Here is a 16,937-nt window from a genome sequence, read left to right on the forward strand (position 1 = left end):
GGTCGGCTAGCGGGGGAGCGGTACGTCCGGAACCGCGGGTGTGCCGATTCTTGCCGCCATCCACGGCAGCGCAGACGTGAACGCGGTCTGTGCGAACGGCCACTTATGCTCGCCGGGCTTATGCTGCACGGTGCATGCGATCCCTTGTGCCGCACCGATTTCACACAGCCGATGGGCGGCGCGGTCCTGATCGCTTAATGGCACCGGCGCCGCGGCTCCTGGCTTCGCTCCGGTGCTGGTGATGGCTCCGGAACCCGCGCGATGCATTCCGTTGATATCGAACCAGCCCGCGGTGTTCGCATATTGGCCGTGACGCGACATCACCGTCGCCGGATCGAACTGTTCCCAGGCGGCGGTGTCGCCGCCGAATAGGCGGGCGATGGTCTGGGCCTTGTTCCCGGAGTTGGGTGACATGTCACCGGCTATGTCCTCGAAGGTGCTGAACAATTCGGGATGCTTGGCGGCCAGTGTCACGGCGCAGGTGCCGCCCATCGACCAACCAACCACGCCCCAGTTCTGCGCTCGCGGGCTGACTCCGAAGCGCGACACCATGAAGGGGACCACGTCCTTGGTGAGATGGTCGGCGGAATTGCCGCGGGGGCCGTTCACGCATTCGGTGTCGTTGTTGAACGAACCGCCGGCGTCGACGAACACCATTACCGGGGCGTTTCCACCGTGCTGACTGGCGAAGGCATCGGCCGCTTCGACCGCGTTCCCACTGCGGATCCAGTCGCTTGGGGTATTGAATTCACCGCCGATCATCATGATCGTCGGCAGCTGTGTGCGGGTGGAGTCGAACCAGGCCGGGGGGAGGTAGACGATTTCCTGGCGGTGCCGGAATCCACTGGCATCGGCCGGGATATCCACCGGGACGAGCTTGCCCTTGGTCATGGTCGGCCCGCGACGCTCCGCGCGTGCTGCCGTCACGGTGGCCATATCCGCCTGGTTGGGCAGCGGGCCTGCGGTCAACTGTGCCCAACCAGATTGGACGCTGCGCACATATCCGACCCATTGGTTCAGCATCAGTGACCCGGCCAGGATCGTCATGGGCACCGCTGTCAGCGCGATCCCGCGACGCCACCACCGAGCCGAACGCCAGCTCACTAGTAGGACAGTGATGGCCACGCCGGACAGGGCGATCCACACCCACAGCATGAGCGGAGCAGGATTGCCCTTGTCGGCCCAGCCTTCGGATTGGATGTACCAGTAGGCCCACCCGGCCAACGCGACACCGACGACTAGTGCGATGGGCAGCCAGCGCCGAAACCACCGGCCGGACCGCAGACCGATCGCAATGATGAGCGCGAACCCGGCAATGACCTGCATTGCGACGGGAAAACTCCCGTGTAACAGGGAGATATCATGACCGGACACGGCACTCATGATGACCTAGGTTTCTGTGAATTGTCTGTCAGCTGTCCGACAAGTCCGGATACGGAATGCCAACAACTCAAGACTACTCAGTGCAGTGCTGGCTACCTGGGCTTGGCGAGAGGAAATGGCAGCGTCTCGCGAATACTGCGGCCGGTAATGAGCATGACCACGCGGTCGACGCCCATGCCCATTCCGCCGGTAGGGGCCATTGCGTACTCCATGGCGCTCAAGAAATCTTCGTCGAGTTCCATGGCTTCGGCGTCGCCACCCGCTGCGAGCAACGACTGCTCGTACAGGCGGCGGCGCTGTTCCACCGGGTCCGTCAATTCGGTGTACGCGGTGCCGAGCTCAACTCCCCAGGCCACCAGATCCCAGCGCTCGGCCAGACCCGCGGTGCTGCGGTGCGGACGGGTCAGTGGCGACACCGAGACCGGAAAGTCGCTGTAGAAGGTGGGCGTTGTGGTGTGCTTCTCGACGAGCCGCTCGTAGAGTTCGAGCACTAGGTGGCCGGCATCCCATCGCGGATTGAACTGCACCTCGACAGATTCACAGAGCCGTTGTAACGCAGGAACTTCCGTCGTCGCATCGACGGACTCGCCGAGTGCTTGAGAAACTGCCTCGTGCACGGGAATGATCGGCCACTCGCCGCTGATATCCACCGGCGCCAGCTTCCCATCCTGATCGGCTCGCATGACCACCTCGCTGCCGTGGGCCGCCGTGGCGGCGTTCTGGATGAGCAGTTGGGTTGCGGTGGCCCATGTCAGGTAGTCGGCGTGGGCCTGGTACGCCTCCAACAGCGTGAACTCAGGGTTATGACTGAAGTCCACGCCCTCGTTGCGGAACGCTCGCCCGAGTTCGAAAACCTTCTCAACGCCACCCACGCAGAGCCGCTTGAGGTAGAGCTCGGGAGCGATCCGTAGATACAAATCCAAGTTGTAGGCATTGATATGGGTGAGGAAGGGGCGGGCATTGGCGCCTCCATGTACCTGCTGCAGGATCGGTGTTTCCACCTCCAGAAATCCTTGGGAGAGCAGGGTATTGCGCAGCGACGAGACGATGGCGCTGCGTGCAGCGATCTGATCGCGGGCCTCGGGATTGATGGCGAGGTCCAGGTACCGAGCACGTAGTCGGGCCTCGGGATCGGTGAGACCCTTGCGCTTGTCCGGCAACGGATGCAGGCACTTCCCGATGATCCGCCACGACCGCACCAGCACAGACCGGGTGCCGTTCTGTGAGTGTCCGATGACTCCGCTGGCTTCGACCAAGTCGCCCAGATCGATGGCGGCGGTGAACTCGTGGTGCAGCACCGGGTCGTCGAGAAGCAGCTGCATCTCGCCCGACCAGTCGCGTAGTTGTGCGAACAGCACGCCGCCGTAGTCGCGGATCCGCAGCAGTCGGCCACTGATGACCACGTTGGTACCGTCGTCGGCGGCCAGCGCCTCGGTGACGGTATGGGACGGCGGCGAGCCGACGGGGTAGGCGTCAATTCCCTTGTCCTGCAAGGCGGCCAGCTTGCCAAGCCGCACCTTGACCTGTTCGGGCACCCGCTGCGGCGGCGAGTGCGGGGCGGGCAGATCAGGGGTGCTGCCGTCGTGATGCAGCAGGCCGGTAGCCACGATGGCCTGCGGCACCGCGCTGTATTGACCGGTGTGTCGAGGCTTGTCTCGAGTACCGAAGGGCAGCACCAAGAATCCTTCGGCGATTACCGAGGCGATGCCGATCCGGGGGATGAGCCGAGCGTCCTCGTAGCACGAGTACCGGGGCACCCATTCGGGCTGGTACTTCACGTTCGAGCGGTACAACTGCTCAAATTGCCAGAACCTCGACGCGAACATCAATACTGAGCGCCACAGGCGGAGCACCGGGCCGGCTCCGATCCGGGACCCATCGGCGTAGACCGAGCGGAACATCACGAAGTTCAGGGAGACCCTGGCGATTCCCATGCCCTCCGCCCGAGTGAGCAGCTCGGTAACCATGAATTCGATAGTCCCGTTGGGTGATTGGCGTGAGCGCCGCATGAGTTCGAGGGAAACACCGTTGCTCCCCCAGGGTACGAGCGACAGCATGGCGACGGCGTTGCCGTCCGGGTCAACCGCCTCGACCAGCAGGCAGTCGCCATCGGTCGAGTCACCTAATCTGCCGAGCGCCATGGAGAATCCGCGCTCGGTATTGCCGTCGCGCCACAGGTCGGCGTTGGCGATGACCTGTTTCGTCTCCTCCGCCCCCAGCTCGCGATGGCGGCGAATGCGCACCGAGAGTCCCGAGCGCCGTGCACGATTGACCGCCTGTCGGACGGCCGCCATGTGGGGGCCCGAGATGGAGAATGACCGCGGGTACAGGATCGCCTCGTCGCCAAGTTCTAACGCGCTGAGGCCGTGCTCGCGATAGGCCAGCGCGCCCTCGGCGCTGGCACCCATCACCGCCGGCGCCCATCCGTAGGCTTGGCACACCTGCAGCCACGCCGAGATCGCTTGCCCCCACGCGGCTTTGTCACCAATGGGATCGGCGCTGACCAAACACACACCGACCTCGACGCGATATGTGATCGCCGCACGGCCGTTGGGCGCGAAGATGACCGCCTTGTCTCGACGCGTCGCGAAGTATCCAAGGGAATCGTCCTGGCCGTAACGCTCCAGCAGCCCACGAATCAGCGACTCGTCGTCGCCGGTCAGCGCGTTCACGGCCCGCTGGGAGCGGAAGAGGACGATGGCAGTCAAGATCAGTGCCAGCGCCCCGAACAACCCGAACAACCAGTTCAAGAAGTGGGGCGGCACACCGTCGAAATCGCGATGGGACGCGATCGAGAATCCCGCCACACGGTTGAGCGCCCACCAAAATCGATCGCCGGGAACCAGAGTGTGGGGAAAGAGTTCCAGCAGCGCCCATGCGGCGAGAGTTCCCACCGCCATACCGACAATCAGAACCGCGACCGCCTTCACCGTCGCACCGCGACGGACCTTGGCATAGAACTCTCGGCGGGCCAGGAGCAGCAGGACGATGATCCCGCCGTGCACGATCAGCCCCAGCAGCTCGATCGTGTCGCGGTGCTCGATGTACCCGCCGACGTTCAACGCCGAAAGGACCGTCAGGTTCACCAGCAGGAACCACCAGGCAATGCTCTTGCGGACCGCCAGCGCAGCGGCCAACAGCGAGAGAACGAACGCCCACGACAGGCTGCTATCCGGCCAGCCGAACAGGTATTCGTCGACGAACTCCCGTGGCATCCGCGTCATGACGCGGATGAAGGGCGAGATGCTCGACAGGAAATTCAGGATCGCCAAGATGCCGACGAGCCAGCCGAAGAAGGGCGGCACCCAACGCCACCGGGAGGTGGCGGGCGGTATTTTCGCAGGTTTGGCGCCGATGCCCGGAAGCGGAGTGGTCGCGGGTTGGCCCGGGTCGGGTAACTGAGCTTCCGACTTGGTGAATGTCACCTTGCGAGAATAAGTGGCACGCCTTGGTGTTCTCTGCGAGTTTCGAGTTCCGGCGTTATCGCAGGTACTTCTCGCCGGGTCCCTGTCCGGGTTCGTCCGGGATCGCGCTGGCTTCGCGGAACGCCCTCTGCAGGCTCTGCAATCCGTCGCGGATCGGCGCGGCATGCGGGCCGAGGTACTCGACCGATGCGGCCACCAGACCGGCGAGCGCAGTGATCAGCCGGCGGGCCTCGTCAAGGTCGCGGTGCGGGCTTTCCTCCGGATCGGGGGAGGACAGTCCCAACTTTTCGGCACTGGAGCTCATCAGCATCACAATCGCCTTGGTGATCACCTCGATTGCCGGGATATCCGCCAGGTCACGAACAGAGTCGTCATTCGGGGCGGCATCCCGGGCTTCGCCTCCGGATGGGATGTCATGAATTTCGAGGTCATCGGTCACGGCTGCTAGAGTGACACGCACGACCGTTCCCGGTTACGCCGGGGACACCAAGTGGAGTCCCGCTCCCACCGCTGATCTCACGATCCAGCGGTCCGGTCCCAGCATCCCGCAAGGGAGCTTGTTCTGCGCATGCAGAATGGCGTTTTCGCCATGACCGGTCGGCTACGGGCCCTGCCATGAGCAGGGCTTTTCTGTTCGATATGAACAGAGTGCTGATGGGCCCCGCTCGGTGCTTCCCTGACGTCCCCGGACCACGTCCGGTCATGACAGTAGAAGACGAGCCAGGGAGGCCACATCAGCACTGAGACCCGGATCAACGAGCGCATCCGAGTACCCGAAGTCCGCCTGATCGGCCCGAAGGGCGAGCAGGTCGGCATCGTGAGGATCGAGGATGCGCTCCGCGTCGCCGCCGACGCCGATCTCGACCTTGTCGAGGTAGCTCCCGATGCCAGGCCCCCGGTCTGCAAGATCATGGACTACGGCAAGTTCAAGTACGAGACGGCTTTGAAAGAGCGCGAGTCTCGCAAGAATCAGCAACAAACCGTCGTCAAGGAACAGAAGCTGCGGCCGAAGATCGACGATCACGACTACGAAACCAAGAAGGGCCATGTGGTCCGCTTCTTGGAAGCCGGATCCAAGGTCAAGGTCACGATCATGTTCCGCGGACGCGAGCAGTCCCGCCCCGAACTGGGATACCGGCTGCTGCAGCGGCTCGGCAAGGACGTCGCCGAGTACGGCTTCGTGGAGACGTCGGCCAAGCAGGACGGCCGCAATATGACGATGGTGCTGGCGCCGCACCGTGGCGCGAAGACTCGGGCCAAGGCTGCCCAGCAGGCAGAGGGGCCCGCAGGGCCGGCACCTGTCCCGGCGACCGCACCCGCTGAACAGGCGCCCGTCGAACAGACGCCCACCGAACAAACGACTTAGTACCCCAAGTACCTAAGTACCGACACAACGAAGAACAGGGAACACAAGATGCCCAAGGCCAAGACCCACAGCGGTGCGTCGAAGCGCTTCCGCACCACTGGCAGCGGAAAGATCGTGCGTCAGAAGGCGAACCGTCGCCACCTGATGGAGCACAAGCCCACCTCCCGCACCCGCCGTCTCGACGGCCGCGCCGTGGTAGCAGAGAACGACACCAAGCGCGTCAAGAAGATGCTGGCCGGCTAGCCAGCCTCGTTTACGACCACCCCAATACTCAGCACCACACTGCATTACTAGAAGGAACAGACTTATGGCACGCGTGAAAAGGGCCGTCAATGCCCAGAAGAAGCGCCGGACAATCCTGAAGGCCTCCAAGGGCTACCGCGGTCAGCGGTCGCGCCTATACCGGAAGGCCAAGGAGCAGCAGCTGCACTCGCTGACCTACGCCTACCGGGACCGTCGCGCCCGCAAGGGTGAGTTCCGCAAGCTGTGGATCGCGCGCATCAACGCCGCGGCTCGCGCCAACGACATCACCTACAACCGCTTCATCCAGGGATTGAAGATCGCTGGTGTCGAGGTTGACCGCAAGAACCTCGCCGAGCTGGCCGTAAGCGATGCCGCCGCGTTTACCGCGCTGGTCGAGATCGCCAAGGCTGCACTGCCCGAGGATGTCAACGCCCCGGCCGGCGAAGCCGCCTGAGCAACTTGCCTCTGACCGAGCGATCACAGACAGTGATCGACGCGGTCAAACTGCACCGGCCCGCCGCCCGTCGGCGGGCCGGTCTTTTTCTGGCAGAAGGACCCAACCTGGTTGAGGCTGCGCTGCACTCCGGCGTGGTGGAACAAGTCTTCGCGACCGAGTCCGCCGTGGCGCGATTCGCCGCCCTGCTGTCCTCAACCCCCGTGCGTCTCGTGACCGACCGTGCCGCGAAGGCGTTGTCCGACACCGTCACTCCTGTCGGACTGGTGGCGTTGTGCCGTTCGATCGCGGTACCCCATGCCGAGGTGCTGGCCCGTTCGCCACGATTCGTCGTGGTGGCGGTGGATATCTCGGAGCCCGGCAATGCAGGGACCCTCATCCGAGTAGCCGATGCCATGGGCGCCGACGCGGTGATACTCGCGGGAAACAGCGTCGATCCGTTCAACGGCAAGACCCTGCGCGCCTCCGCGGGCAGTATCTTCAACATCCCGGTGGTCTCCGACGTCAGCGCCGAGACCATCCTCAAAGGGTTGTCGCAGCAGGGCGTCGCCATTCTGGCCACCACTCTGGATGGGGATCTGTCTCTCGACGACGCCGACACCGTTCTGTCCGGTCCGTGCGCATGGATGTTCGGGAACGAGGCCCACGGATTGGATGACGCCACCGCGGCCTTGGCGACGCATCGGATCGTGATCCCCATGCGCGGGGGAGCCGAGAGTCTCAACCTGGCCAGCGCGGCCTCGATTTGCCTGTACGCCACAGCGCGGATGCATCGCAGTCAATAGCCTCCAGTACTATCCGACATAGCCGTAACAACGAGTACTAGTAACTTCCACGGATCGAGGAACCTCATGCCCGCACCCCTGCAGATCAGGCACTTCCGCGAGTCGGATGTTCCCGACCAGACCGGTAAGACACACGTCATCACCGGCGCAAACAACGGCCTAGGCCTGGTCGCTGCCGAGGCGCTCGCCCGCGCCGGCGCCCGCGTGGTGCTGGCCTGCCGCAACCAGGACACCGGCCGCGCCGCCCTGAACAAGGTCCGCTCCCTCGGACCGAACGCCGACCATGCGCTTGTCGAGCTCGACCTCACCAGCCTCGCCTCGGTACGCTCGGCCGCCGAAGCCATCCGCACCCAGGCACCGAAGATCGACGTGCTGCTCAACAACGCCGGGCTGATGGCAATCCCGTTGCGGCGCACCGCCGAAGGGTTCGAGACGCAGATCGGCGTCAACCACCTGGGACACTTCGTTCTCACCGACGCGCTGCTGCCCTCGCTGCTCGCCGCCGACGCGCCGCGGGTCATCTCTTTGGGCAGCATCGCGCACGCCCAGGGCCGCAATAACTTGGACGTCGACGATCTGAACTTCAACCGGCGGCCGTACAACCGGTTGACCGCGTACCGCGCCTCCAAATTGGCTTGCATGCTGTTCGGCTCCGAACTGGCCCGCAAGGCCGCGGCAGCCAGCTCCGCGCTGCTCTCGGTCAACGTCCATCCCGGGGTGGCTGCCACCAACCTTTTCGATTCGATGATCCCGAATCTGCCCGGCGTGCAGAAGGCCTTCTATTTCGGCATGGGCCTGGTTTTGCAGGATGAGCGTCAGGGTGCTGAGGGGGAGCTGTACGCGGCGACCATGCCTGATGTGCAGCCCGATGACTACCTGGGGCCCACGCAGCTGCAGGGTATGCGAGGGCCGGTGAGGCGGGCGCCGCGCAACCGTGAGGCTCGCGACCCGCAGCTGGCCGCCCAGCTGTGGGAAAAGTCAGTGGAGCTGACCGGCGCGGACTACTCGGCCCTCACCGGCAAGGCCTGACTGGGATCACCCTGAGTCCAACACTCGTGTCGGGCACCGAGGTTCGGCAATATCGGTGCTCGACGCGGGTGTGGCTGAGAGGCTAGGCACCGGCCTGCAAAGCCGTTCACACGGGTTCGAGTCCCGTCACTCGCTCTATTTTGTCTTCGTAGGTTTTGGCGCAGGCTTGGGGGGCGGTTCGTAGTCGACGTCAATGTCCTTGGCGGCTTCGAGCTGCTCGACGACCGTCTGCTCCGTCTTCTCCATTTGCGCCCCCGCAGCGAGCAGCATCTCGCCGATCTTGGCCCCCGCCACAAGAAGTGCATCTGCCTGCGTCTGCCAGGCAGCTTGCTCTCGACGAAATGCCTCGCCGGCCTCGCCGGTCCACGCCGCGCCCAACTTCGAGATGTCGACTTTCTGCAATTCCAGAAGCGCTTGCATGTGGACAATATTCGATTGCCACTCGTGCCCCAGCGTGCTGAGGCCAGCAAAATTGAACACCGAACCGCCCATAACGTCTCCCTACAAATTCAGTGAGCCGGTTTGGAAGGTGCCCGCGGACTCGTCGTCAGCGGAAGCGAACGAGATCCCCGTTGCAGAAAGCTGCTCCATAATACGGTTCTCTTCCTCAGAGACCTTTGCCCATACCGCGTTGTATTCACTCAGCGCAGATGCAATGCGGACAGCGGCCTCGCCCTTGAAGTACTTCGGAGCTTCGCTAGCAAGCCCAGATAGAGCATTTCCGGTTATGCCCAGCTCGGCGACCGTGCGCTTCAACGCACCGGCTAACTTCTTGATGTCTTCGGAATTGATATCGAGCCCAGAACTCATCCCACCCCCTCGTGTCGGTCGACGGTAGCAGCGACAGCTATGTCACACAACCAATCACTGCCGGAAACCGCCGCCGACCAATTTGGTGGGTGCCGTCCGCTGAATTGGAGAACTGGCGGCACTCGCGCGCCCCGCATCAGCCCGATACGAGTTCAACAATCATGTCAGGCAACGTGTTTCGCCCGTCACTCGCTCCAGATCTAACCGCCAGCTGGCTCTTCTGCCTTCGGCGGCTGACCGTCCGGCGATTCCAGCACCGGGAGGGCCGGCGCACCTGGATTCACCGTAGGCGCGGTCGGCTCGACTGCGGCAGCAGTCTTTGGCGCTTCGCCATGCGGGTCCTCCAGTGCGGGATTCTCATTCCCCGCACCGAACTGCACTCCGGTGGTACTGGCCGGGGCGGGGGCCGTGGACCCGCCCTGGATCCCATAACGCGTGCTCGACGACGTCAGCTGATTGGACATATGCGCGCTGTTGCCCAACTTGCTGCCCGGGAGCCCGGTGGCTCCGGCGGCAGGGTCAGCATTGGTCGCGATCTTGACCCCACGTGCGTCCACCGTTGCGGGCGCAACAGCCGGGAAGTTGTTGTAGATGTACGTATAACTACCCGGGGTCGCAGGCAGCGGCGCGGGAACTCCCGGAAGGAACGGAATCGATGGGGGATCCGCCGCGGCCGTGGGAGCGGCAAGCCCGCCGAGCGCCAACGCTCCGGCCACCGTGGCCACCGTCGCGACGATTCTTCGTTTCGGCACAAGAACCTCCCTAGATCTTCATCGGGTCGCCATAGATGGCGAATTCGGTGTGCGCGGCAGCGGTCGAGATCCGCAGGTACACGTACGAGCGGATGGTGACGTCGCCTCCGCAAGCATCCGCCTTGACGTGCAGGTTGTCCACGTCAAGCATCGCCTTCCCGCCGTCGCTTAGCGCCATATTGGCCAGCGGCAGATCGGTGATCACACCGGGCTGCAGGATGGTCTGCGCGAAGCCAGCCACGCCGCCGGCGCCGCCCACTTGCGGACCACCGCTGTAGCCCACATTTCCTGCCAGACCACCGGTGCCGCCGATTTGTAGACCGCTGGAAACATCTGTCTGACAACCGAGTTGGTAGCCGGCAATGAAGAGGCTGTCGGTAATCGGAGCCGATCCGCCGGTGGCTATGGCGGTGGCGTCAAACGTCACGAAGGCTTCCCGGGAGTTCGATGCCTCAGCGAGGTTGGGTATCGAGTTGATCGACTCGTGGTCGATCCGGATCATCAGAGTCCACCCGTCACGACTTATCTTGGTGTACGTCTGAGCCGCCATCGACACCGGATCGGCGGACGCCGTCGCTGTACCCAGCATGCAGATCGTGGCGACCATCGCCATGACGGCGCCGACGCGTGGAACAACTGCCATGAAAGTGCCTCGCTTCCCCTTGAGGGCATAATTGGCGCTGCATTTGAGAAATGTTGCAGCGCCTTTGATTACCGGTCGTGACGGGATCGTGATGTGAACTGAGGCGAAGATACGCCTCCACCAGCGGCGTCGCTGGCCAAAATTCACAGGAAAATCCCAGGAATGGACTCGGCTGACATGACCGCTCACTTTCGTGATTCATTCGCTGTGAGTTGATGTTCGTTGCTGGACATTTGCCCAGCTCAGGGCGTCAATGACGCAAAACAGGCTGTATGCAGCGCTAATCGCAGAGTGAACGGCGGATGTCGGGGCATCTACGGCAACGTAAACCCATTATCCGGACGATTCGATTTCGTCTGCCAGAAGAATATTTGAACTGTGGTCTACACAACAACCAGGGCGCGTAAACGTCTTGTAAACGACGGAAATTCGCTATGCCACGTCCCTGCGACCGCGTGCCACCGTCGGGGGAGATGCAAGCGAAAAGGTGGCATGTAGCAGCTCGCCCACTCGTGCCGCGATCGACTTCGGTTGTGCCGACGGCGGCACGTAGTGCATGGGCATCCCGCGCCGCTCCCTTGGCGGAGCGGTGATTTTGGGGGCCTCGATGAGAGGTGCGTCCGCAGGCAAATCGCCCCGGGAGCGCTTGTACGCCGACACCGCGCGAGGGTGGAGCCGAATATCGTCGGGCAGCGGGCTGAATGCCAGCTGGACCGCCTTCCCAAACAATCGAAGAAGTACCTCATCGCCTGGGGTCCACCGCATTCCGGCCTTCTCGCGGACCGACGGATCGAACACCCCGGCCGCCACCCAGTTCTGGAAGGCCCGCGCGGGCGCCCACATCTGATGCCACAGAAAATCCGGCATCAGTACATACTTCGGCTTGGGGATCTGGATCCGAAAGATATCCAGCGTCGCCCGGTTGATCTCTAGCTCGTCGGCGCAGACCCGCTTCCAGTACTCCTGGAACTCCTCCCATGAGTTGGGCACGGGCCGCATGCTCATGCCGTACATCCGGTACCACTGCACATGCTCGGCAAAGAGTTGGCGCTTGTCGGCCTCGGTGAGCCCGCCGCAGAAGTACTCGGCCGTGTTGATGATGAGCATGAAGAAGGTCGCGTGCGCCCAGTAGAAGGTGTCTGGATTGAGGGCGTGATACCGGCGCCCTTTCGCGTCCACACCCTTGATGGTGTCGTGATAGCCGCGGATCTGTCGCCCGGTCTGGGCGGCGCGATCACCGTCGTAGACCACACCCATAATGGGGAAGACCGAACGCGCCACTCGCTGCAAGGGTTCGCGGAGCAGAATCGAGTGATCCTCGACGCCGGCACCTAGCTCGGGGTACATGTTCTGGATCGACCCGATCCACACACCCAGCAGTCCGGTACGCAGATCCGCGAAGTATTTCCACGTCAGCGAATCTGGACCGAGCGGTTGCGGAGTCTCGTCCTGATCGATTTCGCCCCCAGATTCTGGGGCTGGATGCGCACGCAACGAACGCGTGGGGGTAGATCGGCGGGTGCCTCGATCGGCAGTGGCGGATGTCATCGTTGACCCTCCTGTGTGGTGCCTATCACGTACGTTATGGGTGACAACTGACGTTGTCAACGAATACGTCAACGGTGTTCGGAACCGTTTGCCATCCGTGTCCGTAACTCCACTCCGCCGCTACCAGCGCCGACGGACGGCGACCAGGCAGTTGAGGATCGGCACGCTTACGGCGACACTGGCAACGACAAGATTGCCGCCGCCCGGCCCAGCACATAGGCTGACCCAGTGGATGTCGAGCCGTCAGGCCTCGATGCCGAACCGGACGGTGAGCACGACACTGGGATCCGTAAGCGCAGGCGAGGCCGCACCCGTGGGCCTGTGCAGCATGATCCCGCGCTGGGCTCATCCGGGTCAGATCAGGCCACAGACGGCTCCGTTCCCGTAGAACCCGCATCTCGCCACATTTCGCGTGCGTCCCGCACGGCCGGCACCTGGTTCCGCAAGATGGATCGGGACCCCGCGGTCGTGGCGGCGGTACGCCGCGCACGCCGCTCACTGCCTGGTGATCCATACTTCGGCGACCCGCTCTCGACCAGCGGTTTTGGTGGGGCGAGTGCCGTGGCACGTGCCGCCGACCGTTTGGTCACCGATAGAGATACTGCATTCCGCGAGTTCGGCTTCGGCGCCCTGCAGATCTGGCAGGCCTTTACCGAGAAGGTCAGCAAGCAGCCAGCTAATCGCGAAGTCACGCTGGTCTTCACCGACCTCGTCGGCTTCTCGGCATGGGCGCTTGAGGCCGGCGACGAAGCAACGCTGAAATTGCTGCGCCGCGTGGCGGTGGTCTCCGAACCGCCCATGCTCAACGCCGGAGGCCATGTCGTCAAACGTATGGGCGACGGCATCATGGCTGTCTTTGACGATCCGGTGACGGCCCTGCGTGCCGTGATCCCCGCCCGCGAAGCCTTGAGAAACGTTGAGATCCAGGGATACACGCCGCTGATGCGGATAGGCATCCACACCGGCACACCCCAGCGAATCGGGTCGGACTGGCTGGGGGTTGACGTGAACATCGCTGCTCGCGTCATGGAGAGCGCCGCGAAAGGCGGGCTTGCCATCTCGCAACCCGCGCTCGCCAAGGTGCCGTTGGCGCTACTCGACCAGCTAGGACTCACGCCCACTCCTGTGCGACGCCCGTTGTTCTCCAGCAGGCCCGCCGGAGTGCCCGAGAACATGAAGATGTATCTGCTCGAAACTCGCAGGGAACTGCCAGTCGCGGGGGATGACGGTCGCGCCTAACCGGTGCGATGATGTGTCATGCGGAGAGTCTGGGCCGCGCTAGTCCGGCTGCGAGTGACGATCGGTTATGCGGCGGCCCTGGTCGCGGTGGCCACCCTTTTGGTCGGCGAAAGTCCGCGGATGCAAGACCGGGTCGTCGCCCATGCAAGCACCAATCTGCACAATCTCCATCAGGGCCGTCTCGGCACTCTCATCGGCAGCGCGTTCGTCACCGACGCCGGACCGATCTACCTGTGGCTACCCGGCCTGGTCTGCATTCTCGCCCTCGCCGAACTGCAATGGCGCAGTGGGCGCTTGGCACTCACCTTTGCACTTGGCCACATTGGCGCCACCCTTATCGTCGGGGTCGGGCTTGCGCTGGCCATCTGGTTGCAGTGGGCCCCGGTCTCCATCGCGCGGGCAAGCGATGTGGGGATGAGCTACGGGACGGCCGCCGTCGTCGGTGCGCTCACGGCTTCGATCCCGCCGCGCTGGCGTGGCTCATGGGTGGCGGGCTGGATCACCGTCGGCGTCGTATCCATCATCTGCAATCAGACCTTTACCGAGGTCGGCCACCTAACGGCGCTGTTGCTGGGGATGCTTGCCGCGCGCATGGTGCCGTCGCACACGCCCCACTGGTCGACTCTTCGACTGTCGCTCTTGATTTTTGGAGGCCTGTTCGCGGTCATGTTATTCGCCGAGGAGGGCCAGACGCTTGCGGTCGCATTACCTGCCGCCGGTGCCGTGGTGTTGATCACGCACTGGGTCAGCGTGCGGAGGCAGCCTCGTGGTCAAGCAGCCAACGCTTGATAGGTAAGCCATATCGAAAGCCGCCTAGCGCTCCACCGACGCGGAAGACCCGGTGGCAGGGTACGAACAGTGCCGCCGCGTTGCGTGCGCAGGCGCTGGCGGCGCCGCGGATGGCCGCGGGTCTACCGGCGCGTACGGCGAACTCGCTGTAGGTGATCGGGGCTTCCGGACCAACCATGCGCAGCACGTCCCAGGCGTGGATGAGGAAGTCTCCGGAATGCTGGGTAACGGGTATCGGGTCGATGGCCGTCAGATCGCCCGCGTGGTAGTCCGCGACGGCCTTCGTGACCTTTCCGAGGTCACGCTTGTGGCTCAGTAGCTGCGGTCGCAGCGTCGGGTGTATCAGTGCACGAAGCAGTTCGGGGGAGTCGGTCCAGCCCGAGGCAAGAACCGTTCCTGAACCATCGATGATCGCGGTGAATGGTCCTACCGGTGTTGTGACGGTCGAGTAGTCGCTCATGAGTTTCCTTTCGGTTTGCGGGTGCGTGGACGCGATTGGGCGGCAATTCCTTTGCGCCATAGGTGCATAGACACATAAGACCGCCACGGCGACCAGCCGCGGGCAGCCGTGATGTCGATTCCTTCAGCCTCCGCACCCTTGCGCAGCACCAGATCGTGCTCGAGGAGAACGTCCGGATCCGCAAGTTGGCGCATCACCACGTAATCCGCGGTCCACGGACCGATTCCCTTGATGTCCAACAGTTGCCGGCGCAATTCGGTGGCGGTCATCCCGTGATGCAGCTCCAGCTTGCCGGTGGCCAGCCGTTCTGCAGCACCCACCACTGCCTCGATTCGTGCGCCCGGGCCTGCCAGCACCGTTGCACCGAGCTCCGCGACGGCTTCCGGAAGGGGGAAGAGGTGAGTCACCCGCCCCGTCGTGTCGGTCACCTGATCACCCAGCGCGGCGACCAGTGCCGCGGTCGCGGTGTTGGCCGCCGCAACGGAAATCTGCTGACCGATCATGGTGCGTAACAACAGCTCCGCTCCATCGACGCTGCCGGGTACTCGACAACCGGGCGCCTCATCCACCAGGCGGGCCAGGGCCGGATGAATGCGCAACGCCTCGTCGACGGCTGCGGGATCGGCGTCGAGGTCCAGGAGGTGACGCAGGCGCGCCACCGTCGGGGCTAAGTCCCGCATGTCGGTCAGCTGTAGGTCCGCGCGAACCTGATCCTCGGCGACCGTCAAGGTCACAATGACGGCACCGTGCGGCATCCTCAGGGCTCGGGTGTACCGCCCGTCGGAGAATTCCTCGACCCCCCGCGCACAGTGATGCTCCAACAGCCACGTTGACCAGGAGACGTTATGGGGTTGCCGCAGTGGCAGTTTTAGGCTCACCGCGCCGGGGACCGGCGCCGAGGCTGCGCTACCGCTGCGGGGGAGTTCCGTGCGCAGCTTCGATGGGGTCGTCGCGAATACCGCGGCAATCGTTTCGTTGAATTGACGAATGCTGGAAAACCCTGCGGCGAAGGCGATATCCGACATCGACAAGTCGGTCCGCTGAATCAGTAACCGTGCGGTAGTGGCCCGGTTAGCCCGCGCCAGGGCCAGCGGTCCTGCGCCAAGCTCCGCGAGCAAGACCCGGTTGAGTTGGCGGCTCGAGTACCCGAGGGCACGTGACAGCCCGTCAACGCCATCGCGCTCGACCATGCCGTCACCGATGAGGCGCATCGCGCGGACGGCCAAGTCAGACTTGAGATTCCACAACGGCGAGCCCGGTGCGGCGTCGGGCAGGCACCGGCGGCACGCGCGGTAGCCGGCGGCTTGCGCCGAGGCCGCGGTGGGATGAAAGGAGACGTTCTGGGGTTTCGGCGTGATGGCGGGACACGACGGCCGACAATAGATTCCGGTGGTGCGCACCGCCGTGTAGAACTGCCCGTCAAATCGCGTATCGCGGGACTGGACGGCCCGGTAGCAGGCCTCCGCGTCAAGTTCCATGCCATGAGCATGCCCGCGTACAGAGAGCAGCGCTAGCGGAAATCGGACATTACCGTCAAGGACGGTTTATCTCCCAAATCAGCGCATAGCGGCGCCAGGCCAGCAGCGTTACCGCCATCGACGCCCCCGTTCCCGCAGTCGCGCCGACGATCGAACGGCGCCAGGCCGCGACAAGCGCCAACAGCAGTGCGGCGCTCCCGACGAGGCTCAGGATGGTCAGTGCGGTATCCGATGTGGGTTTGGTCATCCAGATCTCCTCACCACGTATCGCACGGGTGGCGAAGGCACTGTCGTCGCTGGGCGGCGGAGTCAGGACGGGGTTGACCACGAGCCAGAGGGCTATGGGGAACACCCAACGCCATCGCCGCGTCCACACCGGCACCAGCAATAGCGGGGTCGTTACCCAGCGTGACCATGCACTCACCGGGTGACAATGTCTTTCGAAGATCCAGCGGCGTACGGGGGCGCCCTCCATATCGTCGACACTAGGCCGATGCGGTGGGTACGACCGAACGGTGGTTAACCCGCCTTAC

Annotated in this window: 18 protein-coding genes and 1 tRNA gene; 8 read left to right on the plus strand and 11 right to left on the minus strand. The window is 63.8% G+C overall.

The window, feature by feature from the left end; genetic code table 11:
• Positions 1 to 6: 6 nt before the first annotated feature.
• The 3 genes from FZI91_RS14670 to FZI91_RS23995 form a co-directional block, all read right to left on the minus strand.
• Positions 7 to 1,383, minus strand: a complete 1,377-nt coding sequence (locus FZI91_RS14670) for an alpha/beta hydrolase-fold protein (RefSeq protein WP_155939735.1) — start codon at positions 1,381 to 1,383, stop codon at positions 7 to 9.
• Positions 1,384 to 1,475: 92 nt separating this feature from the next.
• On the minus strand, positions 1,476 to 4,739 hold the full coding sequence (gene lysX / locus FZI91_RS14675) for a bifunctional lysylphosphatidylglycerol synthetase/lysine--tRNA ligase LysX (protein WP_375234365.1): 3,264 nt from the start codon (positions 4,737 to 4,739) through the stop codon (positions 1,476 to 1,478).
• A gap of 124 nt (positions 4,740 to 4,863) precedes the next feature.
• Positions 4,864 to 5,247, minus strand: coding sequence for a DUF1844 domain-containing protein (locus FZI91_RS23995; protein WP_162526080.1), 384 nt, complete (start codon positions 5,245 to 5,247; stop codon positions 4,864 to 4,866).
• Positions 5,248 to 5,541: 294 nt separating this feature from the next.
• On the opposite strand from FZI91_RS23995, the gene infC reads away from it, so the two are divergent.
• From infC to FZI91_RS14710, 6 genes are all read left to right on the plus strand, one after another.
• The gene (gene infC, locus FZI91_RS14685) at positions 5,542 to 6,174 is read left to right on the plus strand and encodes a translation initiation factor IF-3 (protein WP_309224132.1); all 633 of its coding nucleotides are present in this window, start codon (positions 5,542 to 5,544) and stop codon (positions 6,172 to 6,174) included.
• Positions 6,175 to 6,222: 48 nt separating this feature from the next.
• Entirely contained in the window at positions 6,223 to 6,417 is a 195-nt protein-coding gene (gene rpmI / locus FZI91_RS14690) for a 50S ribosomal protein L35 (RefSeq protein WP_155939736.1), read from the plus strand.
• A gap of 64 nt (positions 6,418 to 6,481) precedes the next feature.
• The gene (gene rplT / locus FZI91_RS14695; protein WP_155939737.1) at positions 6,482 to 6,871 is read left to right on the plus strand and encodes a 50S ribosomal protein L20; all 390 of its coding nucleotides are present in this window, start codon (positions 6,482 to 6,484) and stop codon (positions 6,869 to 6,871) included.
• A 32-nt stretch (positions 6,872 to 6,903) separates the two neighbouring features.
• Complete coding sequence (locus tag FZI91_RS14700) at positions 6,904 to 7,656, plus strand: RNA methyltransferase (RefSeq protein WP_162526079.1); 753 nt, start codon at positions 6,904 to 6,906, stop codon at positions 7,654 to 7,656.
• Between the two features lie 66 nt (positions 7,657 to 7,722).
• The gene (locus FZI91_RS14705; RefSeq protein ID WP_155939738.1) at positions 7,723 to 8,685 is read left to right on the plus strand and encodes an oxidoreductase; all 963 of its coding nucleotides are present in this window, start codon (positions 7,723 to 7,725) and stop codon (positions 8,683 to 8,685) included.
• 64 nt (positions 8,686 to 8,749) lie between these two features.
• Positions 8,750 to 8,820: transfer RNA gene (locus FZI91_RS14710), tRNA-Cys, on the plus strand.
• On the opposite strand, the gene FZI91_RS14715 is transcribed toward FZI91_RS14710, so the two are convergent.
• The 5 genes from FZI91_RS14715 to FZI91_RS14735 form a co-directional block, all read right to left on the minus strand.
• Positions 8,821 to 9,177 carry a WXG100 family type VII secretion target gene (locus FZI91_RS14715; RefSeq protein ID WP_155939739.1) on the minus strand — a complete coding sequence of 119 codons (357 nt, stop codon included), beginning with the start codon at positions 9,175 to 9,177 and terminating at the stop codon, positions 8,821 to 8,823. It abuts the tRNA gene before it with no gap.
• Positions 9,178 to 9,186: 9 nt separating this feature from the next.
• Positions 9,187 to 9,495 (minus strand): hypothetical protein, encoded by a 309-nt coding sequence (locus tag FZI91_RS14720; protein ID WP_155939740.1) that lies wholly within the window; start codon positions 9,493 to 9,495, stop codon positions 9,187 to 9,189.
• Between the two features lie 200 nt (positions 9,496 to 9,695).
• A complete protein-coding gene (locus FZI91_RS14725; protein ID WP_162526078.1) occupies positions 9,696 to 10,247 on the minus strand; it encodes a hypothetical protein in 552 nt (183 codons plus the stop codon).
• Between the two features lie 10 nt (positions 10,248 to 10,257).
• Positions 10,258 to 10,890 (minus strand): MspA family porin, encoded by a 633-nt coding sequence (locus FZI91_RS14730; protein WP_155939741.1) that lies wholly within the window; start codon positions 10,888 to 10,890, stop codon positions 10,258 to 10,260.
• Positions 10,891 to 11,322: 432 nt separating this feature from the next.
• A complete protein-coding gene (locus FZI91_RS14735; RefSeq protein ID WP_155939742.1) occupies positions 11,323 to 12,438 on the minus strand; it encodes an oxygenase MpaB family protein in 1,116 nt (371 codons plus the stop codon).
• Between the two features lie 228 nt (positions 12,439 to 12,666).
• On the opposite strand from FZI91_RS14735, the gene FZI91_RS14740 reads away from it, so the two are divergent.
• Together FZI91_RS14740 and FZI91_RS14745 are read left to right on the plus strand one after the other, a co-directional pair.
• Complete coding sequence (locus FZI91_RS14740) at positions 12,667 to 13,677, plus strand: adenylate/guanylate cyclase domain-containing protein (RefSeq protein ID WP_162526077.1); 1,011 nt, start codon at positions 12,667 to 12,669, stop codon at positions 13,675 to 13,677.
• Between the two features lie 54 nt (positions 13,678 to 13,731).
• Positions 13,732 to 14,466 carry a rhomboid-like protein gene (locus tag FZI91_RS14745; protein ID WP_162526099.1) on the plus strand — a complete coding sequence of 245 codons (735 nt, stop codon included), beginning with the start codon at positions 13,732 to 13,734 and terminating at the stop codon, positions 14,464 to 14,466.
• Here the strand turns inward: FZI91_RS14745 and FZI91_RS14750 are convergent.
• Genes FZI91_RS14750 through FZI91_RS14760 form a run of 3 tightly spaced genes read right to left on the minus strand, consistent with a single transcriptional unit; the run spans position 14,423 to position 16,879 of the window.
• Positions 14,423 to 14,926, minus strand: coding sequence for a methylated-DNA--[protein]-cysteine S-methyltransferase (locus FZI91_RS14750; RefSeq protein ID WP_155939744.1), 504 nt, complete (start codon positions 14,924 to 14,926; stop codon positions 14,423 to 14,425). The two genes, FZI91_RS14745 and FZI91_RS14750, sit on opposite strands and share 44 nt — an antisense overlap.
• The gene (locus FZI91_RS14755; RefSeq protein ID WP_155939745.1) at positions 14,923 to 16,404 is read right to left on the minus strand and encodes a DNA-3-methyladenine glycosylase 2 family protein; all 1,482 of its coding nucleotides are present in this window, start codon (positions 16,402 to 16,404) and stop codon (positions 14,923 to 14,925) included. Before FZI91_RS14755 ends, FZI91_RS14750 begins: the two co-directional genes overlap by 4 nt.
• A 55-nt stretch (positions 16,405 to 16,459) precedes the next feature.
• A complete protein-coding gene (locus FZI91_RS14760; RefSeq protein ID WP_155939746.1) occupies positions 16,460 to 16,879 on the minus strand; it encodes a DUF6653 family protein in 420 nt (139 codons plus the stop codon).
• Positions 16,880 to 16,937 lie beyond the last annotated feature (58 nt).

It is taken from the genome of Mycobacteroides sp. CBMA 271 (assembly GCF_009729205.1).
Taxonomy (GTDB): Bacteria; Actinomycetota; Actinomycetes; order Mycobacteriales; family Mycobacteriaceae; genus Mycobacterium.

What these genes read in the sequence shown, in the direction of transcription:
- FZI91_RS14670 (WP_155939735.1), bottom strand. Translation starts at nt 1,383, where the DNA reads ATGAGTGCCGTGTCCGGTCATGATATCTCCCTGTTACACGGGAGTTTT.
- FZI91_RS14715 (WP_155939739.1), bottom strand. Translation starts at nt 9,177, where the DNA reads ATGGGCGGTTCGGTGTTCAATTTTGCTGGCCTCAGCACGCTGGGGCAC.
- rpmI (WP_155939736.1), top strand. Translation starts at nt 6,223, where the DNA reads ATGCCCAAGGCCAAGACCCACAGCGGTGCGTCGAAGCGCTTCCGCACC.
- FZI91_RS14755 (WP_155939745.1), bottom strand. Translation starts at nt 16,404, where the DNA reads ATGGAACTTGACGCGGAGGCCTGCTACCGGGCCGTCCAGTCCCGCGAT.
- rplT (WP_155939737.1), top strand. Translation starts at nt 6,482, where the DNA reads ATGGCACGCGTGAAAAGGGCCGTCAATGCCCAGAAGAAGCGCCGGACA.
- FZI91_RS14750 (WP_155939744.1), bottom strand. Translation starts at nt 14,926, where the DNA reads ATGAGCGACTACTCGACCGTCACAACACCGGTAGGACCATTCACCGCG.
- FZI91_RS14720 (WP_155939740.1), bottom strand. Translation starts at nt 9,495, where the DNA reads ATGAGTTCTGGGCTCGATATCAATTCCGAAGACATCAAGAAGTTAGCC.
- FZI91_RS14760 (WP_155939746.1), bottom strand. Translation starts at nt 16,879, where the DNA reads ATGGAGGGCGCCCCCGTACGCCGCTGGATCTTCGAAAGACATTGTCAC.
- FZI91_RS14730 (WP_155939741.1), bottom strand. Translation starts at nt 10,890, where the DNA reads ATGGCAGTTGTTCCACGCGTCGGCGCCGTCATGGCGATGGTCGCCACG.
- FZI91_RS14705 (WP_155939738.1), top strand. Translation starts at nt 7,723, where the DNA reads ATGCCCGCACCCCTGCAGATCAGGCACTTCCGCGAGTCGGATGTTCCC.
- FZI91_RS14735 (WP_155939742.1), bottom strand. Translation starts at nt 12,438, where the DNA reads ATGACATCCGCCACTGCCGATCGAGGCACCCGCCGATCTACCCCCACG.